23 protein-coding genes are annotated in these 18,800 nt (G+C 73.8%); 13 read left to right on the top strand and 10 right to left on the bottom strand.

Annotated elements, in window-relative coordinates; all coding sequences use genetic code 11:
- The first annotated feature begins 87 nt into the window (after positions 1-87).
- From MA879_RS05420 to MA879_RS05410, 3 genes are read left to right on the top strand one after another with little or no spacing between them, the layout of a single operon-like run.
- The gene (locus MA879_RS05420) at positions 88-771 is read left to right on the top strand and encodes a type 1 glutamine amidotransferase domain-containing protein (RefSeq protein WP_158491460.1); all 684 of its coding nucleotides are present in this window, start codon (positions 88-90) and stop codon (positions 769-771) included.
- Positions 772-816: 45 nt separating this feature from the next.
- Positions 817-1,827 (top strand): NADP-dependent oxidoreductase, encoded by a 1,011-nt coding sequence (locus MA879_RS05415; RefSeq protein ID WP_002855256.1) that lies wholly within the window; start codon positions 817-819, stop codon positions 1,825-1,827.
- 26 nt (positions 1,828-1,853) lie between these two features.
- Positions 1,854-2,660 (top strand): alpha/beta fold hydrolase, encoded by an 807-nt coding sequence (locus MA879_RS05410; protein ID WP_248124034.1) that lies wholly within the window; start codon positions 1,854-1,856, stop codon positions 2,658-2,660.
- 32 nt (positions 2,661-2,692) lie between these two features.
- Here the strand turns inward: MA879_RS05410 and MA879_RS05405 are convergent, their stop codons facing one another.
- Positions 2,693-3,181 (bottom strand): MarR family winged helix-turn-helix transcriptional regulator, encoded by a 489-nt coding sequence (locus MA879_RS05405; protein WP_248124033.1) that lies wholly within the window; start codon positions 3,179-3,181, stop codon positions 2,693-2,695.
- A 110-nt stretch (positions 3,182-3,291) separates the two neighbouring features.
- Here MA879_RS05405 and MA879_RS05400 point away from each other — a divergent pair, with 110 nt between their 5' ends.
- Together MA879_RS05400 and MA879_RS05395 are read left to right on the top strand one after the other, a co-directional pair.
- On the top strand, positions 3,292-3,711 hold the full coding sequence (locus tag MA879_RS05400; protein WP_017487949.1) for an organic hydroperoxide resistance protein: 420 nt from the start codon (positions 3,292-3,294) through the stop codon (positions 3,709-3,711).
- Entirely contained in the window at positions 3,711-4,136 is a 426-nt protein-coding gene (locus tag MA879_RS05395) for a DoxX family protein (protein WP_248124032.1), read from the top strand. Before MA879_RS05400 ends, MA879_RS05395 begins: the two co-directional genes overlap by 1 nt.
- A gap of 11 nt (positions 4,137-4,147) precedes the next feature.
- On the opposite strand, the gene MA879_RS05390 is transcribed toward MA879_RS05395, so the two are convergent.
- Positions 4,148-4,300, bottom strand: coding sequence for a hypothetical protein (locus tag MA879_RS05390; protein ID WP_248124031.1), 153 nt, complete (start codon positions 4,298-4,300; stop codon positions 4,148-4,150).
- Positions 4,301-4,367: 67 nt separating this feature from the next.
- Here MA879_RS05390 and MA879_RS05385 point away from each other — a divergent pair, with 67 nt between their 5' ends.
- A complete protein-coding gene (locus MA879_RS05385) occupies positions 4,368-5,717 on the top strand; it encodes a saccharopine dehydrogenase family protein (protein WP_248124030.1) in 1,350 nt (449 codons plus the stop codon).
- Positions 5,718-5,721: 4 nt separating this feature from the next.
- Here the strand turns inward: MA879_RS05385 and MA879_RS05380 are convergent, their stop codons facing one another.
- Positions 5,722-6,531 carry a formate/nitrite transporter family protein gene (locus MA879_RS05380; protein WP_248124029.1) on the bottom strand — a complete coding sequence of 270 codons (810 nt, stop codon included), beginning with the start codon at positions 6,529-6,531 and terminating at the stop codon, positions 5,722-5,724.
- 120 nt (positions 6,532-6,651) lie between these two features.
- Between MA879_RS05380 and MA879_RS05375 the strand changes: the two genes are divergently transcribed.
- Positions 6,652-8,307, top strand: coding sequence for an ABC1 kinase family protein (locus tag MA879_RS05375; protein ID WP_248124028.1), 1,656 nt, complete (start codon positions 6,652-6,654; stop codon positions 8,305-8,307).
- A 116-nt stretch (positions 8,308-8,423) separates the two neighbouring features.
- Here the strand turns inward: MA879_RS05375 and MA879_RS12630 are convergent, their stop codons facing one another.
- Complete coding sequence (locus tag MA879_RS12630) at positions 8,424-9,167, bottom strand: ETEC_3214 domain-containing protein (protein WP_418001218.1); 744 nt, start codon at positions 9,165-9,167, stop codon at positions 8,424-8,426.
- 35 nt (positions 9,168-9,202) lie between these two features.
- Positions 9,203-9,724: a mycothiol transferase gene (locus MA879_RS05370; protein ID WP_248124027.1), complete on the bottom strand. Its 522-nt coding sequence runs from the start codon at positions 9,722-9,724 to the stop codon at positions 9,203-9,205.
- Between the two features lie 154 nt (positions 9,725-9,878).
- Between MA879_RS05370 and MA879_RS05365 the strand changes: the two genes are divergently transcribed.
- Positions 9,879-10,247, top strand: coding sequence for a zinc ribbon domain-containing protein YjdM (locus MA879_RS05365; protein ID WP_248124026.1), 369 nt, complete (start codon positions 9,879-9,881; stop codon positions 10,245-10,247).
- A gap of 141 nt (positions 10,248-10,388) precedes the next feature.
- Here the strand turns inward: MA879_RS05365 and arfB are convergent, their stop codons facing one another.
- On the bottom strand, positions 10,389-10,829 hold the full coding sequence (gene arfB, locus MA879_RS05360) for an alternative ribosome rescue aminoacyl-tRNA hydrolase ArfB (RefSeq protein ID WP_248124100.1): 441 nt from the start codon (positions 10,827-10,829) through the stop codon (positions 10,389-10,391).
- A 99-nt stretch (positions 10,830-10,928) separates the two neighbouring features.
- Here arfB and MA879_RS05355 point away from each other — a divergent pair, with 99 nt between their 5' ends.
- The 3 genes from MA879_RS05355 to MA879_RS05345 are packed head-to-tail and all read left to right on the top strand — an operon-like array spanning position 10,929 to position 13,029.
- The gene (locus MA879_RS05355) at positions 10,929-12,395 is read left to right on the top strand and encodes a serine hydrolase domain-containing protein (protein WP_248124025.1); all 1,467 of its coding nucleotides are present in this window, start codon (positions 10,929-10,931) and stop codon (positions 12,393-12,395) included.
- Positions 12,386-12,493 (top strand): SDR family NAD(P)-dependent oxidoreductase, encoded by a 108-nt coding sequence (locus tag MA879_RS05350; protein ID WP_248124024.1) that lies wholly within the window; start codon positions 12,386-12,388, stop codon positions 12,491-12,493. The genes MA879_RS05355 and MA879_RS05350 overlap by 10 nt, the downstream gene beginning before the upstream one ends.
- A complete protein-coding gene (locus MA879_RS05345) occupies positions 12,490-13,029 on the top strand; it encodes an SDR family NAD(P)-dependent oxidoreductase (protein ID WP_248124023.1) in 540 nt (179 codons plus the stop codon). Before MA879_RS05350 ends, MA879_RS05345 begins: the two co-directional genes overlap by 4 nt.
- Here MA879_RS05345 and MA879_RS05340 read toward each other — a convergent pair.
- On the bottom strand, positions 13,010-13,660 hold the full coding sequence (locus MA879_RS05340; RefSeq protein WP_248124022.1) for a class I SAM-dependent DNA methyltransferase: 651 nt from the start codon (positions 13,658-13,660) through the stop codon (positions 13,010-13,012). The two genes, MA879_RS05345 and MA879_RS05340, sit on opposite strands and share 20 nt — an antisense overlap.
- Positions 13,661-13,808: 148 nt before the next feature.
- Here MA879_RS05340 and pnuC point away from each other — a divergent pair, with 148 nt between their 5' ends.
- Together pnuC and MA879_RS05330 are read left to right on the top strand one after the other, a co-directional pair.
- Positions 13,809-14,621 (top strand): nicotinamide riboside transporter PnuC, encoded by an 813-nt coding sequence (gene pnuC, locus MA879_RS05335; RefSeq protein ID WP_248124021.1) that lies wholly within the window; start codon positions 13,809-13,811, stop codon positions 14,619-14,621.
- A gap of 21 nt (positions 14,622-14,642) precedes the next feature.
- The gene (locus MA879_RS05330; protein ID WP_248124020.1) at positions 14,643-15,314 is read left to right on the top strand and encodes an alpha-ketoglutarate-dependent dioxygenase AlkB family protein; all 672 of its coding nucleotides are present in this window, start codon (positions 14,643-14,645) and stop codon (positions 15,312-15,314) included.
- A 44-nt stretch (positions 15,315-15,358) separates the two neighbouring features.
- Here the strand turns inward: MA879_RS05330 and MA879_RS05325 are convergent, their stop codons facing one another.
- The 3 genes from MA879_RS05325 to MA879_RS05315 all read right to left on the bottom strand — a co-directional run bounded on the left by MA879_RS05325 (position 15,359) and on the right by MA879_RS05315 (position 18,778).
- Positions 15,359-15,700, bottom strand: a complete 342-nt coding sequence (locus MA879_RS05325) for a DoxX family protein (protein ID WP_248124099.1) — start codon at positions 15,698-15,700, stop codon at positions 15,359-15,361.
- 11 nt (positions 15,701-15,711) lie between these two features.
- Positions 15,712-17,424: a thiamine pyrophosphate-binding protein gene (locus tag MA879_RS05320; protein ID WP_248124019.1), complete on the bottom strand. Its 1,713-nt coding sequence runs from the start codon at positions 17,422-17,424 to the stop codon at positions 15,712-15,714.
- 82 nt (positions 17,425-17,506) lie between these two features.
- Complete coding sequence (locus MA879_RS05315) at positions 17,507-18,778, bottom strand: FAD-dependent oxidoreductase (protein ID WP_248124018.1); 1,272 nt, start codon at positions 18,776-18,778, stop codon at positions 17,507-17,509.
- Positions 18,779-18,800 lie beyond the last annotated feature (22 nt).

Genomic DNA, 18,800 nt, shown 5'->3' with positions numbered 1-18,800 from the left:
AGGCTGGTGGGCAGCGTCACCCTTGCCCGAGATTCGGTTGTGTACGACCATGAGAGTGCAGTCCCCACCAACGAAAGGGCCCCCGACATGTCCCGCATCCTGATGATCCTCACCTCGCACGACCAGCTGGGCGACACCGGCCGCAAGACCGGGTTCTGGCTCGAGGAGTTCGCCTCGCCCTACTACGTCTTCACGGACGCCGGCCACGAGGTCACCCTCGCCTCGCCCCGCGGCGGCCAGCCGCCCATCGACCCGACGAGCTCGAAGCCGGAGATGCAGACCGAGGCCACCCGCCGGTTCGACCAGGACGAGGAGGCCAAGGCCGCCCTGGCCCACACCACGCCCCTGGCACAGGTGGACGTGGACGGGTTCGACGCCGTCTTCTACCCGGGCGGTCACGGCCCGCTGTGGGACCTGGTGTCCGACGCCGACTCCACGCGGATCATCCTCGACAGCGACGCGGCCGGACGCCCGCTCGGCCTCGTCTGCCACGCGCCCGGGATCCTGCACCCGATCACCGCCGCCGACGGCACCCCGTTCGTGCGCGGCCGTCAGGTCGCCGGGTTCACCAACGGCGAGGAGGAGGCCGCCCAGCTGACGGACGTGGTCCCGTTCCTCGTCGAGGACTCCCTGATCGCCGCCGGCGCGGACTACCGCAAGGGCCCGGATCAGGAGAGCTTCGTGGTCACGGACGGCACCCTGGTGACCGGCCAGAACCCGGCCTCCTCCGCCGACGCCGCCCGCCGCCTCCTGGACCTGCTCGCCCGCTGACCCTCCCCGCCGAGCCCACCACTTCGACCCCGAGGAGACCACTCGATGAGCACCCCCACCCGCACGCGCGAGATCCACCTCGCCTCCCGCCCCCACGGCGCCCCGACGCCGGAGAACTTCCGCCTCACGGAGGTCGAGCTCCCCGAGCTCGCCGAAGGCCAGGTCCTCGTGCGCAACACTGTGATGTCCGTGGACCCGTACATGCGCGGCCGCATGAACGACGTCGAGTCCTACGTGCCCCCGTTCCAGCTCGACGCCCCCCTCGACGGCGGCGCGGTGGGCACCGTGATCGCCTCGCGCCACGCGGACGTGCCGGAGGGCACGTCCGTGCTCCACGGCCTCGGCTGGCGCGAGCACGCCGTCCTCGACGGCGACACCGTCCAGGCCGTGGACACCTCCCAGTTCTCGGACAGCACCTACCTGGGCGTGCTGGGCATGACGGGTCTGACCGCCTACACCGGCCTCGTGCACGTGGCCGAGATGCAGGAGGGCGACGCCGTCTTCATCTCGGGCGCCGCGGGGGCCGTCGGCTCGGTCGCCGGCCAGATCGCCCGCCTCCTGGGCGCCTCGCGCGTCGTCGGCTCGGCCGGCACGCCCGAGAAGGTGGCGTGGGTGAAGGAGCTGGGCTTCGACGCCGCGTTCAACTACCACGACGGCTCGCCCACGGACCTGCTGGCCGAGGCCGCGCCGGAGGGGATCGACGTCTACTTCGACAACGTGGGCGGCGACCACCTCGAGGCCGCCATCGCCGCGATGCGGGTCGACGGCCGCGTGGCGATGTGCGGTGCGATCGCCCAGTACAACTCGACGGAGCCGCCGGCCGCCCCGCGCAACCTCGCGCTGGCAATCGGCAAGCGGCTGACCCTGCGCGGCTTCGTCCTGCAGAAGTACGCGGCGCAGGTCCGCCCCGAGTTCCTCGAGCGCGTGGGCCCGTGGGTCGCCGACGGGAAGATCCAGTGGGACGAGACCGTCCGGGAGGGCCTGGAGAACGCACCCCAGGCGTTCATCGACCTGCTCGAGGGCGCCAACACGGGGAAGATGGTCGTCCGGCTGTGACGAGCGACGGCGCGCTCGGGGGCCGCATGGCCACATTCCGGCATCAGGGCCTGACCTTCGACGTCCGCGACGGCGGACCGGCCGAGGGAGAGGTGGTCCTGTTGCTGCACGGCTTCCCGCAGGACGCCACGTCATGGAGGCACGTCGAGCCGCTGCTGCACGCCGCGGGGCTGCGCACCCTCGCGCCGGACCAGCGCGGTTACTCCCCGGGGGCCGCTCCGCGGGCGACGGCGGCCTACCGCCTCCCGGCGCTCGTGGGGGACGCCGTCGCGCTGGCGGACGCGGCGGGGGCGCGGCGCGTCCACGTCGTCGGCCATGACTGGGGCGGCGCCGTCGCCTGGGCGCTGGCCACCGCGCACCCCGAGCGCGTCGCGTCCCTGACCGTCCTGTCCACGCCGCACCCGGCCGCCCTGGCCCGCGCCCTGCGCGGCCCTGACCAGCTGCGCCGCAGCTGGTACATCGCCGCCTTCCAGGCACCGTCCCTCCCCGAACGGATCCTCGCGCGACGGCTGGGCTCCCTGCTGCAGCGGGGGCAGGTCCCCGGGGCGGAGCACTACGCCCGCCGGTTCTCCACCCCGCAGAGCCTGCGCGGCCCGGTGAACTGGTATCGGGCGAACCCGGATCTGGTGACCACCACGAGCAGCGCGCCCGTGTCGGTCCCCACCACGTATGTGTGGGGCACCCGGGACGCGGCCCTGGGGCCGCGGGCCGCCGAGCTCACGGCGGGGCAGGTGGCGGGGGAGTACCGGTTTGTGAAGCTCGACGCGGACCACTGGCTGCCCGAGCGCGAGGCGGACGCCGTCGCCCGGGCGATCCTGGACCGGGTGCGCTGACCGCGCTCCGCGCGCGGGCCGCTCCCGCCGTCTCAGCGCGGCCCGACGGCCTCGGTGATCCGGTTCAGCTGGTCCATGAGGACCTGGCGCTCGGAGACGTCGAGGGGGATCCGGGTGAGGGCGTCCGCCGGGACCGTCCGGGCGGACGCCCGCAGCGCCCGCCCCTCGTCCGTCAGCCGCACCAGCACGCGCCGCTCGTCGCGGACGTCGCGCTCCCGCGTGACGAGCCCCATGCAGGCCAGGCGCCGCACCAGAGGCGTGATGGTGCCGTTGTCCATGCCGAGCCTGTCCCGCAGCGCGCCGACTCCCAGCGTCCCGGCGTCCGGTGTCGACGCATCCGTCTCAGCCGAGGCGTCACTCTCCACCTGCCACAGGGTGAGCATCACGAGGTACTGCGGGTAGGTGAGGCCGAGGCGGGAGAGCAGGGGGCCGTAGCCGCGCGTGACGGCGCGCGTCGCCCGGTGCAGGGCGAAGCAGAGCTGGTCCTCGAGGGCGAGGCTGGGGGTCGGCGCGGCATCCATGGGAGCATTCTAGTGGTCGCTGGGGCGCGACTTGGTTGCGCGCGACCTAACCGGGTGGCAGGCTGGAGCCGACTCGTCCCGCACGGGGCGGGCGGATGAAAGGACCTCTCATGGAGACCATCTACACCGCCGAGGCGCTCAGCACCGGCGCCGGCCGCGACGGCCATGTCCGCACCACCGACGGGCGGGTCGACCTCGACCTCGCCGTGCCCACCGAGATGGGCGGCTCCGGCCAGGGCACCAACCCCGAGCAGCTGTTCGCCGCCGGCTACGCCGCGTGCTTCCACTCGGCCCTGCAGATGGTCGCCCGTGCCTCCCGTGCCGACATCACCGACTCCTCCGTCGGCGCGCGCGTGGGCATCGGCCGCCAGGGTGAGGGCTTCGGCCTGGAGGTCACCCTCGAGGTCGTGCTGCCCCACGTCCCCGCGGACCAGGCCCGCGCCCTCATGGAGCAGGCGCATCAGGTGTGCCCCTATTCGAACGCCACCCGGGGCAACATCGACGTCGTCCTCGAGCTCGGGGAGGCGTGATGACGAAGCGCCGGCAGCCCGTCCCCCTCTCCCAGACCGCCGCCCGCCTCGGCCTCGGCGGGTTCATGACCGCCGCGGGGCTGTCCCACCTCACCGTGGCGCGCCGTGAGTTCCGCGCCCAGGTGCCCTCGTGGGTCCCGCTTCCGGAGGACCTCGTGGTGCTCGGATCCGGCGTGGCCGAGATCGGCCTCGGGGCCGCTCTGCTGGCGCTCCCCGGGCAGCGCCGCCTGACCGGCACCGCCCTGGCGGCCTTCTACACCGCGATCTACCCCGGGAACATCGGGCAGTACGCCGAGCGCAAGGACGGCTTCGGGCTGGACACGGACGGCCGCCGCCTGGCGCGGCTGTTCGGCCAGCCCGCCCTCATCGCGGCCGCCCTGTGGGCCGCGGGAATCCCCGAGCGGGAGCAGGGCGGGCGCCGCTGAGGTCGGCGTCCTCAGCCCGCCAGGTGCTCCAGCAGGGCCCGGGTGAACGCCTCGTGGTGCTGGAACACCCCGCCGTGGCCGGGGTCTGGGACGGTGCCGGTCGTGCCGCTCACGCCCTCGAGCTCGAGGGCGACCACGCGGCGCCGCTGCGCGAGGGCGTCCACGACTGCTCCCTCCCGTCCGCTCGCGGGCCCTCCCACTGGGCCTCGACCAGCGGCTACTGTCGGGCCCATGACCGGTCCGCACCCCCAGCACCCCATGCCCACCGACCCACCCCGGGAGAATCGCGAGTTCGACCTCGTCTTGGTCGGCGCCACCGGCTTCGTCGGACGGCTCACCGCCGCCCACCTCGCCCGCAGCGCCCCGGCGGAGCTGCGCATCGCGCTCGCCGGACGCACCGAGGCCAAGCTCGCCGAGGTCCGCGCGGACCTGCCGGACCCGGCGGCGGACTGGCCGCTCCTCGTCGTCGACACCCTGGACGAGGTGGCCGTGCGCCGCCTCGCCCGGCGCACGCGCGCCGTCGTCACCACCGTGGGCCCGTACACCGCGTACGGGCGGCATCTGCTGGGCGCGTGCGCGGCCGCGGGCACGCACTACGTCGACCTCACGGGCGAGGTGCTGTTCGTCCGGGACATGATCGACCGGCACCACGCGACGGCGCAGGCCACCGGCGCGCGGATCGTCACCTCGTGCGGCTTCGACTCGGTGCCCTCCGACCTGGGCGTGTGGCTCACCGCCCGGCGCGCCGCCGAGGACGGTGAGGGCACGCTCGGCCGGACCGTCCTCCACGTCCGCTCGATGCGCGGCGGGATGAGCGGCGGCACGATCGACTCCATGCGCCGCCAGTTCGCCGAGGCCGCCGAGGACCCGGACAGGGCTGCCCTGGTCCGCGACCCCTACGGCCTGTCTCCGGACCGGGACGCGGAGCCGGACCGGGCCGACGCCGGCCACCCCGTCTCCGAGGCCGGCGCGTCCCCGGCGCAGGGTCCGCGCGGGCGCCGTCACCGTCTGGCCGCGGCCGCGCCCGTCCGCCGGGACACCGACTCCGGCACGTGGCAGGCGCCGTTCTTCATGGCCGGGTACAACACCCGGATCGTGCGGCGCAGCAATGCCCTGACGGACTGGTCCTACGGCCGCGGGTTCCGGTACACCGAGGTCTCGGACACCGGGACGGGCCCGCGCGGGGCCCTCACCGCCGCGGCCATGACGGCGGTCCTCGGCGGCGTCGCCGGAGGCATGCGGTTCTCCCCGACGCGCGCTCTGCTGGACCGCGCCCTGTCGAAGCCCGGCGACGGCCCGTCCGAGGAGACCATGGCCCGCGGCCGGTTCGTCATGGAGGTGGAGGCGACGACCACCACCGGCGCCCGCTATGTCACCCGCGTGGCCGCGGACCGGGACCCGGGCTACACCGGCACCGCGGTCATGCTGGGGGAGTCCGCACTGGCGCTGGCCTCCGAGGACCCTGCCCTGCCCGAGGCCGCCGGCGTCCTCACCCCCGCCACGGGGCTGGGCCAGGCGCTGGTGGAGCGTCTCCGCGCGCACGGGTTCACCCTCACGACGGAACGCCGCGACGCCGGGTGAGCGGTCAGCGGGGCTCGTCGCCGCCGTCGTCGTCCGCCTCGATGGAACGAACGACGCGCGGGGCCGTGATCAGCAGCAGCCCGCCCAGCATGTTCAGGGGGATGACCCACCACACCCAGCCCAGCCAGTCCAGGTAGGTGATGCCCTCGGCGCCGGACTGGATGGCGCCGAAGATGAGGATCGAGTCCATCACCGAGTGGAACAGCGAGCCGCCCGCCAGGACGACGGCGCCCGCCACCGAGGCGGCGATCGTGGCGCCGTCGCTGTCCGTCCCGGCCTGCATGCGGGTCATCAGCGTGATGGCCGTGCCCGCCAGGACCGCCAACGCCGCCCCCTGCCAGCTGAGACCGATCTCCAGGAAGTGGCGCGCCGACGTCGCCATGGTCTCGTGGAGCTTGGGGAAGGCCACCGTGACCAGCCCGATGGTCACCCACCCGCCCACCAGGTTGGTCAGGAGCGTCATGGACCACAGCCGCACGAGCTCCAGCACCGTGCCCCGGCCGGTGGTCACGGCCTTGATGGGGTAGTAGAAGCCCTCGGTGAAGAGCTCCGAGTGCGCCAGGAAGAGCGCCACGAAGCCGATGGAGAAGGCCAGGCCGGCCAACAGGTGGCTGTCCGTCTCGTGCAGGGTGAGCAGGTAGGCCAGCAGGCCGATGGTGATCTCCACGCCGCCGAGGAACCCGGTGGCCAGGAGCACGGGCCAGGAGCGGTGCAGGCGCTCCTCACCCTCCTGGGCGGCCTCGTGGTGTGCCTTCTCGATGGGCTCTTCGACGTCCGTGTCCTGCCGGCCGTGGCCCGGGTGCTCGCCGCTCATGCGAGCATCATCCCACGCCGGTCCCGCGGAGGCCGGGCGGCCCTGCACACCATGCGTCCGGCCCGCGTTCGGCCCGCGGTCCCGCGGCCGCACCCGGCTGCGGTCTGTAGCGTGGGGCCCATGGCCCTCCACCTGCACCGGTACCGCGAGATCGCCCATGTCATGGCACGGAACGGCCTCATGGCCACGGCGGTGCAGGCGGGGCTGGGCCGCTGGCTGTCCCCCGAGGAGCGGGCGGTGCACCGCGGGATCGACGCCGAGGCGCGCCCCGAGCTCGTGGTCCGCACCTTCGAGGAGCTCGGCACCACCTTCGTCAAGCTCGGGCAGCTGATCTCCTCCCGGCCGGACCTGTTCCCGGAGTCCTACATCGCGGCGTTCGCCCGCCTGACGGACAACACCGCCGCCGTCCCCTTCGAAGCCGCGGCCCGCACGATCGAGGAGGACTTCGGCGCCGGTGTCGACGAGCTGTTCACCGAGTTCGACCGCCGCCCGCTGGCCACCGCCTCCGTGGGCCAGGTGCACGCGGCGCGGCTGCGGGACGGGCGCGACGTCGTCGTGAAGGTCCGCAAGCCGGGCGTGGTGGAGAAGGTGACCGCGGACCTGGAGATCCTGCGCACCCTCACCGGACGGCTGACCCGCGCCTCACGCACCTTGGCCGACATGGACGTGCCGGCCATGGTGGACGAGTTCGACAGGTCGCTGAGGGCCGAACTGGACTTCATCGTGGAGGCGCGCGCCTGCGAGGAGATTGCTGCAGGGTTCCAGGACACCCCCGATGTGCGGTTCCCGTGGATCGACTGGGAGCTGACCTCCTCCCGCGTGCTCACCATGCAGCGCCTCTCCGGGATGCGCGTGGACGACCTCGCCGGCCTCGACGCCGCCGGGATCGATCGCGAGGACCTCGCCTACCGCGCCGCCGACGTGCTGCTGCGCATGGTGTTCGAGCAGGGCGTGTTCCACGCCGACCCGCACGCCGGCAACCTGTTCATCGAGCAGGACGGCACCATCGGGTTCATCGACTTCGGATCCGTGGGCCGCATCACCCCGGCCGTGCGGGACCGCTTCGGCGGGCTGGCCATGGCCCTGGCCCAGCAGGACGTGGACGCGCTCGTGCGTGCGCTGCTGGAGATCGCCCCGCCTCGCGGGGCCGTGGACCGCCGCGTGCTGCGCTCCGAGGTCGGGCGGATCGTCATGCGCCTCGACGGGCGTGACCTGCAGGACATCCGCGTGCCCCAGCTGGTGTCCGAGATCTTCGCGATCGTCCGCCGGCACCGGCTGTCCATGCCACCGGAGCTCGTGCAGCTCTTCCGGATGCTGATCATCGTGGACGGCCTCGGCCGGCGCCTGCACCCGGGCTTCGACTACACGCGGGTGCTGGACCCGTTCGTGCTGCGCCTGGTGGGGGAGCAGCTGGACCCCCGGCGGATCGCCGGCCGGTTCGGCCGCGCCACCCTCACCGCCGCCGAGCTCGGCCTGGACCTGCCCCGCTACCTCCGCACCCTGATGGAGCGCGTCGAGGACGGCGGGATCGACATCAACGTGCGGACCAGCGAGCTCGAGCCCCTCGTGACCCGCGTCGAGCGCACCGGCGATCGCGTGGTGGCCGCCATGGTGGTGGCCGCCATGATCACGGGCGGCACCAACGTTCTGGTGGCGTACAAGGACCGGCTCGGCCCGTTCGCCGGGCCCGTGGTCGCCGCCGGCGGCGCCGCCCTCACCGCGGGCAGCGCCTACCTGGCGTGGATCAGCCGGCCGCGGCGTCGGCCGCGCCGCTGAACAGCACCGGGCTCACACCCCGTAGGACCAGCCGTCCACCCGTCCAGGATGACGCGCGCGCACGCGGCCTGGCCCAGGTAGACCTCGGTGCCGTTCGTAATGAGGTCTGCCTCTATCTACTGCTGGTTGAGCGGTCTCGGATCCCGGGGTGCCGGAGGAAGTGGTGCGTTTGCGGGCACGAGCAACGTGTTTGGCGCGAACGATGAGCGGGCCCAGTCGATGCACGCGTCCCATGCCTTTTCGTCGCCAACCTTTGAACCCCCGGCCGTGTCCCAATTAGTAGTGCTGCCTGTAGGTGGGATTGGCGAGCCGGATTCGCCTGAAATTTCGTGTATTCCTCCGATTGCTCTACTTTCGATTTTGTGACTATGGCCCCCGCCGAATGCTTCGGCGTACCAGTGGGACTCGGAGTAGTAGGCGTCGCGCTTACCCGAGCCAAAAACTGCGCGACTTGGACGGGGCAACCTTTCGTAACCAGGCGTTCCTAGCTTCACCGAGCTCGTGATGTTTTTGAGCCTACCTATGTTGTATGAGTATTTCCGATCCGTAACCGTCAATCCGAATGCCACAACAGTCAGCGAACTATCACAAACGGTGGCGATCAGGGCATGCTTCGTTTCGAAGGTCATTAGGCAGTGACCGTCGGCCGCAGTCCTGAACTTTGGCTGTCCGAGAAGCTGTTCCACAAACTCTTGGGTGATCCCTAGGTCTAGTTGATCGATTTTACTAGAAATAGACTTGCGGCTCCCGATGGTCCTCGTATAGATGGTCACCGCGCCTCGCCAAGTGGCGTAACCAGCAAAAGCGATCGCGAACAGCGAGTCAGTAAAACTGACTATCTCATTTGGGTTGGTGCTCATTGCTGTCTATGCCTCGTGGTCAACCGGCGTCCTGCTCACACGCCGTAGGACCAGCCGTCCACCAGTCCGCGGGCGAAGGCAGCCTGGCCGAGGTGGATCGCGGTGTCGTCGATGATGCTCACGAGCCGCACCCCGCGGGTCACCGGGGGCGTGTAGGACGGGTCGACGACGTCGTCCAGCTCGTCGTCCGAGAGCGTGGCCACGTACGCCACGAGGGCCGCGACACACGCCTCGAGGTGCGCGCCGAGCGCGGCGACGTCGGTGACGCGCAGCGCCCGGACGGCGTCGACGTCGTCCCCGAAGCCGAAGTCGTTCGACGGGCGGTCCACCCCGAGGCGCGCCGCCCAGTCTCCGGCGGCCCACACGGTCCGCTCGCCGCTGAGCGCGGAGGTCTGCACGTCCATCTGCCGGGCCGCGTGCCACAGCAGCCAGGCGATCGAGTTCGCGCGGTCCCCGGGCAGGGTGTGGGCGGCCTCGGGGGTGAGCCCGTCCAGCACGGGGCGGGCCAGGTCCAGGGGACGGCGGGCGGCGTCGGTCAGCAGAGCGCGGGTGTCCATGCCCCCATGCTCGCGCGCCGGCCGGGGGTCGGGCCAGCCCCCTTGCGGGGCGGGCACTAGGCTGGCCGGGTCCGCGGCGCCCGCACGTCCCCACGACGCCGGCCCGCGTTCGCCGTCCGGTGCCGAGGCCCCCACCCCGTCAGGAGTTCCCGCCGTGACCGACCAGCCCACCGCCGACGCCCTCCCGCCCTGCCCCGCGTGCGGTGAAGACTTCACGTACGAGTCCGGCGCCCTGCTGACCTGCCCGATGTGCGGACACGAGTGGTCCGCCGAGGGGGACGCCGCCGACGAGGCGGGCGCGGTGGCCGAGGTGCGCGACGCCGTCGGGAACGCGCTCGAGGACGGGTGCGACGTGACAATCGCCAAGGACCTCAAGGTCAAGGGCGGGGCCACCATCAAGTCCGGCACCAAGGTGCGCGGGATCCGTCTGCTGGAGTCGCCCGTGGACGGGCACGACATCAGCGCGAAGGTCCCCGGCCAGGGGCAGATGTACCTCAAGTCCTCCGTGGTGAAGCGGGCCTGACCGGCGCGCCCGGGAGGGCGGACTCGATCGCCGTCGGGCTTCGTCGCCGTCGGGGCGAGTGTGCTCTTCCGGGCGGAATGCCGCGCGGATTCTGGGCGCATTCCGCCCGGAACACGACACTCGGCTCGCGGCCCGGAGCGCTCAGTCCCGTCCCGGCCGGCGCCGGGCCTGTTTGACCTCGGACCGCTGCCGCTTGGCCTGCAGCCGGCGGCGCTGCGAGCCGCGGGTGGGCTTCGTGGCCCGCCGCGGGACCTCCGGCGCCAGCGCCTCCCGCAGCAGCGCGGCCAGACGCTCGCGGGCCGCCACCCGGTTGCGTCGCTGGGCGCGGTGCTCGGCGGAGTCGACCCGCAGCACGGTCCCGGCCAGGCGCGGGGCGAGGACGGCCAGGGCGCGGGCGCGCTGGGCGTCGGTGAGCGCCGTCGTCGTGCCCAGGTCCAGGCTGAGCTGCACGCGGGAGTCGGCGGTGTTGACGCCCTGGCCGCCGGGACCGGAGGCGTGGGAGAACCGCTCGATGAGCTCGACGGCGGGGACCACCAGGCCCCGCGGCGCACCGGGGCCGGGGGGTACGCGCAGATCGCCCAGGTCAGCCATCCCGGCCGTCCCGCGTGGCGGCCTGGGGGTCGGTGCTCTGCTGCAGGGCCATGGGCCCCATTGTGCCCGCCGCGGCCTAGGCTGGCGGCCATGACCCAGACCACATCTGCCCCGGGCGCGCCTGCCCGTCCGAGCCTGGCTCAGCTGCGGGAGCTGGCCCCGTACCTGAGCCGCTGGCTCGCCACCCAGGTGGAGGTGCGCCAGGTGCCCGGCGCGCAGGCGGCCGTCCGCCGGGGCGACGCGCTGGTCCTCTCCGAGGCGTTCGGGGAGGCGAACCAGGCGGCCGGGGAGGCGATCACCACCGAGCACCTGTTCCGGGTGGCCAGCCATTCCAAGACCTTCACCGCGGTCGCGGTGCTGCAGCTGGTGGAGGCGGGTCGGCTCCGCCTGGACGACACGGTCGGCGACCTGCTCGAGGACTATGCGGGCACCCCGTTGGCCGAGGCCACCGTCCGCGAATTGCTCAGCCACACCTCCGGCGCGATCCGCGACGGCGTGGACGCCGACTTCTGGCAGCTGGACCAGCCCTTCCCGGATGCCGAGGCGCTCCGCGAGCTGGTGGCCGAGCACGGCGCCACGTGCGCCCCGCGGGAGCACTTCAAGTACTCCAACGTCGGCTACGGCGTCCTGGGCGCGATCATCGAGCGCCTCACCGGCTCCGAATCCGTCTCCCACGTGAGCACCGCGGTGCTCGAGCCGCTCGGCCTGGCGCGGACCAGCCCTGAGCTCGCCGCGGCCACGGACGGCGCAGCGGACGACGACGCCACCGCCGCCCCGCGCCTCGTCACCGGGCATTCCCGCCCGCACGGGCGGGACCGCGTCCGCGTCACCGTCGGCAACCCGACCACCGGCGCCCTCGCCGCGGCCACCGGGTTCGTGTCCACGGCCGAGGACCTCAGCCGGTTCTTCGCCTCCCTCGCCCTGGGCCAGGGCGGGCTCCTCACCGATCGCACTCTGCGCCTGATGCATCGGGCCGAGGCGAGCTTCCCGCGGGGGTCCGGCACGGGCACCTACGGCCTCGGCCTGATCGGCGTCACGGTGGGGGAGCGGCGCCTGGTGGGCCACTCCGGGGGCTTCCCGGGCCAGATCACCCGCACCCTCGTGGACCCGGACACGGCGCTCACGGTGTGCGTGCTCACCAACGCGGTGGACGGACCCGCGGATGCGCTCGCGGTGGGCCTGGTGCAGCTGATCGACCTGCTCACCCGGCCCGCGGCGGATTGGCAGGCGCTGCCCGACGGCGTCACCGAGCAGGACCTGCGGCGCCTCACCGGCCGGTACCACTGCCTGTGGGGGGAGACGGACATCGTGGCCGAGGGCGGCCGGCTCGTGAAGCTGGATCCCACCACCCCGGGTCCCCTGGACGCGGCCGAGGAGCTGCGCGCCCTCGACGCGACCACGCTGCGCGTGGAGGACACGGACGGCTTCGGCACCTCGGGGGAGCGGATCCCCTTCGAGCTCGACGACGACGGCCGGGTCACCCGGATGCGCGTCACCGGCGTCAGCAGCTGGCCGGAGGAGGACTACCTGGCCCGCCGGGGCGCCGCATGGACCTGACCGGGCACACCGTGGTGGTGACCGGGGCGAGCTCCGGCATCGGCGCCGCGTTCGCACGGGCGTTCGCCGCCCGTGGCCTCCGCGTCACGGGCTGGTGAACAATGCCGGGTTCGGCGCGTCCGGACTGTTCCCGGAGTCCGACCCGGACCGGCGGCAGGCGATGATCGCGCTGGACGTGGCCGCCGTCGTCGACCTCAGCCACGCGTTCCTGCCGGACCTGATCGCCGCCACCCCGAGCGGATTCCTCGTGAACGTGGCGAGCGTGCTGGCCTACCAGGCGACGCCGCGGATGGCCGTGTATGCCGCGGCCAAGGCCTTCGTGCTCAGCTTCACGGAGGCCCTGTGGGAGGAGCAGCGGGGGAGCGGCCTGCGGGTGCTGTGCGTGTCCCCGTCCAGCACGGACACGGAGTTCTTCGACGTCGCGGACCCGGACGGCACCACGCGGCGCCCCCGCGCCGCCACGCCGGACCATGTGGTGGCGGCCGCCCTTGCGGCGCTGGACCGCGAGGTCCCGCCGCCGTCGATCGTCACGGACGACCGGTTCGTGCCCGTCCTGGCCCGCGCCCTGCCGCGGCGGGCCATGGTGCGCGCCGTGGGCGCGGTGCAGCGGCGGCTCAGCCGTCCGCGCGACTGAGCAGCGCCACCAGGAAGTCCTCCGCCGGCGGGTGCAGCTGCCACGTGGAGAACCGGGCGTCCACGCGCCAGCCGGTGGCCTGGGCGTCCGCGGTGAAGTCCTCGAACGGGTACCCGCGGCCGGCGCCGAACCCGGTCACCAGCCGCCCGCCCGGGGCCAGATGCGCCAGCATCCGCTCCAGGGCCGGGCGGCGCTCGGCCTCCGCGAGGAACGTCGGGACGTTGCCGGCGCAGACGATCAGGTCGAAGACGTCGGGGGAGCCGTCCTCGCCGGCGAGGGTGAACTCGGCCAGGTTCCCCACCTCCCAGCGCTGGCCGGGGAACCGCTCGCGCGCCACGGAGATCAGGTGCGGGTCCAGGTCCACGCCTGCCACCGCATGGCCCAGCGCGGCCAGGCGGCCGCCGACCCGTCCCGTGCCGCAGCCGGCGTCCAGGATGCGGGCGCCGCGCTCGGCGAGGGAGTCCACCAGGCGAGCCTCGCCATCGATGTCCCGGCCCATCTCCTCGAACCGATCCCACCGCTGCGCATACCGGCGGGGGTGCTCCGGGTCGGAGCGCACGGCCGCGAGCCACACGTTCTCCTGCGGGGCGGGGACGGCGTCGCGCGTGGGGGAGGGGCTCTGGGGGCGCATGGCGTCCAGTATCCCACCCGTGGGGCGCGCGGCCCGATGGCGGCGGACGCCGGCGTGGGGCATGATGGTCCGCACCCCCGGAGGACCGGGATCACAACTGAAGCTGGGTTTCGACTTCCATCGCCAGCCTAAAAACAAAGGAGACGACGTGAGCGCGTCGAGCAACATCCCCCTTTCCCCTGCCGCCCGGACGGGCGGCCCGGCCGCCGGGCTCCGCGCCGTCTTCGGCCCCTGGTCTGCGTGGACCGTGTTCGAGCGGATCTGGATCGGCCTGTTTCTGGTCATCAGCACCGTGGTCCATGTGGTGAGCCAGGGGGACCTGCTGTCCTACGTCGCGGCCGTCACCGGCGTGCTGTGCGTGGTGCTGATCGCCAAGGGACGGATCTCGAACTACGTGTTCGGCCTCGTCTCCGTGGCCCTGTACGGGTGGATGTCCCTGCAGTACTCGCTGTACGGCGAGGTGGCCCTGAACTGGGCGTACTACGTGCCCATGAACATCCTGGGCCTGATCGTGTGGCGCCGCCGCGCCGTGGACCGGGGCGAGTCCGTCCGCGGCGAGGATGTGGCCGTGAAGACCATGACGCCCCGGCACCGGGGGATGCTGGCCCTCGCCTGCGCCGTGGCCGTGGTGGCCGTCGCGTGGATCCTGCGGGTGGTCGGCGGAGCCAGCGTGGGCCTCGACTCGGCCGCCGTCGTGCTCAGCGTGGTGGCCATGGTGCTCACGGTGCAGCGGTACACCGAGCAGTGGGCGCTGTGGATCGTGGTGAACGTGCTGTCCATCGCCCTGTGGGTGGTGACCCTGCGGTCGCAGGGCGGCGCGGACGCCACCCTCGTGGTCATGTGGTCCGCGTATCTGGTCAACAGCGTCTACGGGTTCTGGAACTGGTCTCGTATGGCCGCCGGCCAGCGGGCGGAGGCACCGACGCCCGCCCCGGCCCAGGAGGCCGTCGCGGCCCGCTGAGCGCGGCGGCGACGGGCCGGCATGGAGCCCCTCTTCGGCGACGACGTCCTGGCCCGCCCGGCCGTGGCCCTGCCCGACGGCGCCCACCACGTGCCCGGGTTCCTCACCCTGGAGCAGCAGCGGTGGATCGTGGCCCGGTTCCACGAGTGGACCGCCGGGCCCGTGCCGCTGCGGGCCGCACGGATCGGGGCGCACAAGATGAGCGTGCGCACCGTGTGCCTCGGCTGGCACTGGCGGCCCTACGCCTACTCCCGGGAGGCCGTGGACGTGAACGGCAACCGCGTACTGGACGTGCCGGACTGGATGGTGCGGCTCGGCCGGTCGGCGCTCGCGGCCGCCACGGGGGACGAGGCGGCCGCCGCCGCCTACACACCGGACACGGCGCTGGTGAACCTCTACGAGGACGACGCGCGCATGGGCATGCACCAGGACAAGGACGAGCGATCCCGGGCGCCCGTGGTGTCCCTGTCCATCGGGGACACCTGCCGGTTCCGGCTGGGGAACACCCGCACGCGGACCCGCCCCTGGCAGGACCTGGACCTGGCCTCGGGGGACCTGTTCGTGTTCGGGGGCCCGTCCCGCCTGGCCTACCACGGGGTGCCGAAGGTGTATCCGGGCACCGCGCCGCAGGGGTGCGGGCTCGAGTCGGGGCGGATCAACATCACCCTGCGGGAAACGGGGCTGGAGGGCTGAGGCGGGGCCGAGTTCGGCACCGGCCCCACACCCCGCCCTCCGTCTCAGCCCTCCCCGCGCGCGATCCGCACCGCGGAGCCGATCATCGGAATCTGCAGCGGCAGCCGGGCATAGGCCACGGCCCGCGCGACCGGCGGCCGGTGCCGCAACCGCCACGCCATCCACATGTTCCCGGGCCACACGCCCACGAACAGGGCGGCGGCCGCCGCGCCTCCCGCCCGGCGCGTCGCCGGCACCGCCAGCAGCCCCGCCACGGCAAGCTCGGCCACCCCGGACCCGTACGTCCACGCGCGGGCCGAACCGGGCAGCATGGGCGGGATGAGCTGGTCGAAGGGCTCGGGCTTCGCGAGGTGCAGGACGCCCATGCCGCCGAGGGCGGCGGCCATCACCGGGGCCCTCACGCGGCACCGCCCTCGGTGGAGGGGACCTGGATCGGCGGGACCATCGGGGCGGGCTGCGGCCGCAGAGCCGGGACGTCGACCTCGATCATGGACGGCCCGCCGCGCTTGAGCGCCTTCTTCAGAGCCTTGTCGAAGCCCGTGGGGCCGTCCACCTTCGTGTGGCGCAACCCCACGGACTCGGCCAGCAGCGAGAAGTCCGGGGTCAGCAGGTCCACGGCCCGCGTCTGCACGCCCCGCGCCCGCTGGATGTTGCGCAGGACGCCGTAGCCGCCGTCGTTGAACACCACCAGCACCACGTCCGGGGCCTCGGCCGCCAGCACGGCGAGCTCGCCCTGATGGACGGCCAGGCCGCCGTCGCCCACGATCGCCAGCACCGGGTCGCCCGGCCGGCCCACGCCGGCGCCGATCGCCATGGCCAGGCCCTGGCCGATGCCGCCGCCGGCGGCGAAGACGTTGTCCCGCGCGTCGTACACCTCGAGGAGCCGGTTGCCCCACGAGCTGCCCGGCACGGTGACGTCCCGGACGATCACGGCGCGGCGGGGCAGGCGACTGCGCATCGCGTCGCAGATCCCGGCGTACGCGCCGATGTCCTCGCGGTGCGCCGCGCGCGCGGCGTCGGCTGCCCGGCGCGCGCGCGCCGCCCAGCCGGCCTCGGTGGCGGTCTCGCCCAGCGCCTCCGTGAGGGCGGCGACGGCGGAGCGCGCGTCGGCCTGCAGGCCCACCGTGACGGGGAAGTTCTTGCCGATCACCTCGGCGTCCAGGTCGATCTGCACGTGCCGCTCGGGAAGGGGCAGCGCGAAGTTCTGCGTCTCGTTGCCGCGCAGGTGGGAGCCGATGGTCAGGAGGCAGTCCGCCTCCTCGTACAGGGGGAGCACGGCCTCGTCCGCGGGGAAGTTGCCGATCAGCAGGGCGTGGTCCTCGGGGACCGTGCCGCGGCCGTTGGTGCCCGTGAGCACGCCGGCGCCCCACGACTCGGCGAGGGCCACCACGTCCGCGCCGGCCTGGCGGGCGCCGCCGCCGGCCCAGATGAGGGGGCGGCGGGACTCGCGCAGCACCGCCGCGGCCCGCGCGATGTCCCGTTCGGCACCCGTGCGCAGCGTCTCGGTGCGCTCGGGCACCGTGTTCTGCTCGTCCGGCTTCGCCAGGTACTGCAGGTCGATGGGCCAGTCCACGCTCACCGGCCCGGAAGGGGCGGAGGACGCCAGCTGAACGGCCTCGGTGAGCACGGCGCGTGCCTCGCGGGGGGTCTGCACCCGCAGGGCGTGGGCGCTGACGGCCTCGAGCATCTGCATCTGGCGCGGGACCTCGTGGTACGCGCCCTTGCCCTCGCCGATCAGGTCGGCGGTGATGTTGCCGGTGATGTGCAGGACGCGGCTGGAGGCCGCCATCGCCTCGAGCATGGAGCCGGCTGCGTTGCCCGCACCGGTGCCGGTGGAGGTCAACGCGACGCCGATCCCGCCCGTGGCGCGCGCGTAGCCGTCCGCGGCGTTGATGGCAGCGGCCTCGTGGCGCACGGGGACGAACCGCAGCTCGCGGTCCACGGCCTCCACGAGCGGGAGGTTGTGGATGCTGATCACGCCGAAGGCGACGTCCACGCCCGCGGCCCGCATCACCTCCACGAGGACGTCGCCGCCGGTGCGCTCGTCCGGGACGAGGTCCTCGGTGGGGATCTCGTGTGCCTCGGTACTGACATGGGACGTCGTCGCCATCTCGGTCCTTCCGTTCAGGTGCGCCCGGGTCCGGGCGGCGAGGCCGTCAGCCTAAGAGGCGGAGGGCTGCCGGGTCGACGCGTCAGGCGCGCGCCGCCAGATCCGCCGCGACCGCGTTCGCCACCCGCGCCCCGGAGACCACGGCACCCTGGATGGACGCGGTGTCCCGGTGGTCGCCGGCGGCGTACACGCCCGGGGCGACCCGGGCCGGCCGGCGCAGCTCGAGCGGGACGGACTGCACGGGCAAGGCATGGGCGACGTCGTCCCGCGCCAGCAGGTCCCACCCGGCCGCGTCCACGCCCCAGATGCGCCCCGCGTGCAGGCGGGCGGCCTCGTCCGGGACGGGGGCGGCGGCCGGGTCCAGCAGCGCCGTGGCCTGCACCAGGGGCGTGCCGTCCGGGGACAGGCTCGGGGCCACCGCGCTCATCACGGCCGTGTGCACCAGCGGGCCGCAGCGGGTGCCGTCCACCGCCAGGAACCGCTCGGCCGGGGCGCCCGGGGCACGGAACCACCACGTGGTCAGCCCGCGCGAGGGCACGCCCGCCTGCCCGGTGACCGGGCCGAACGCCTCCGGCCCCACGGCCACGACGGCGGCCCGCGCGGCGAGCGCGCGCCCGTCCGCGGTGTCCACGCGGACTCCCGTGCCCTCCGGCGTCACCCGGTCCACGGCGACGCCGTGCTCCACTCGGGCGCCCGCGGCACGGGCGCGGGCGGCCAGCTGGTCCGGCAGGGCTTGCACGCCGCGGGCGGGCACCCCCGGGGTGCCCAGGAGGAACATCCGGACCAGCAGCTGGACGAAGCGGTGCGAGGTGGTCAGATGCGGGTCCGCGAGCACGCCCTGCAGGAACGGCTCGAGCACCGCCCGGCGCAGCGGCCCGGTCACGCCGGCGGCGTCCCACGCCTCGGCCAGCGGCGCGTCGTCGCCGCGCTTCGACCGGCCCGGGGCGACGACGGCGGGCCCCGCCCACCGCGCCAGGCCCGCCAGGGTCCGGGGCTCGAGCAGGCCGGTGCCGCGCGTCGTGCGCAGCATGCGGCCCACGGCGGCGGGCTCGCGCCGCGGATCGGCGAGCAGCGCCAGCCCGTCCGTGCCCCGCACGAGCACGCCGGCTCGAAACTGCTTGAGGTCGAGCGCCGCGAGGTCCGCGTGCTTCGGCAGGTCCGGGTAGGCGGGGTTGATCAGCTGGAAGCCCCGGTCCAGGATGAACCCGTCCACCGTCCGGGTGCGCTGTCGCCCGCCCGGCTCCGCCTCGCGCTCCAGCACGAGCACGGACAGCCCGCGCTCGGCGAGGGTGCGGGCGGCCACCAGCCCGGCGAGGCCTGCTCCGACGACGATGACGTCCTGATCCTCTGCCATGCGGCCAGTATGGCGGGGTCGT

This window comes from Micrococcus lacusdianchii (assembly GCF_023155805.1).
Lineage (GTDB): Bacteria > Actinomycetota > Actinomycetes > Actinomycetales > Micrococcaceae > Micrococcus > Micrococcus lacusdianchii.
This window is presented reverse-complemented; position numbering and strand designations above follow the sequence as displayed.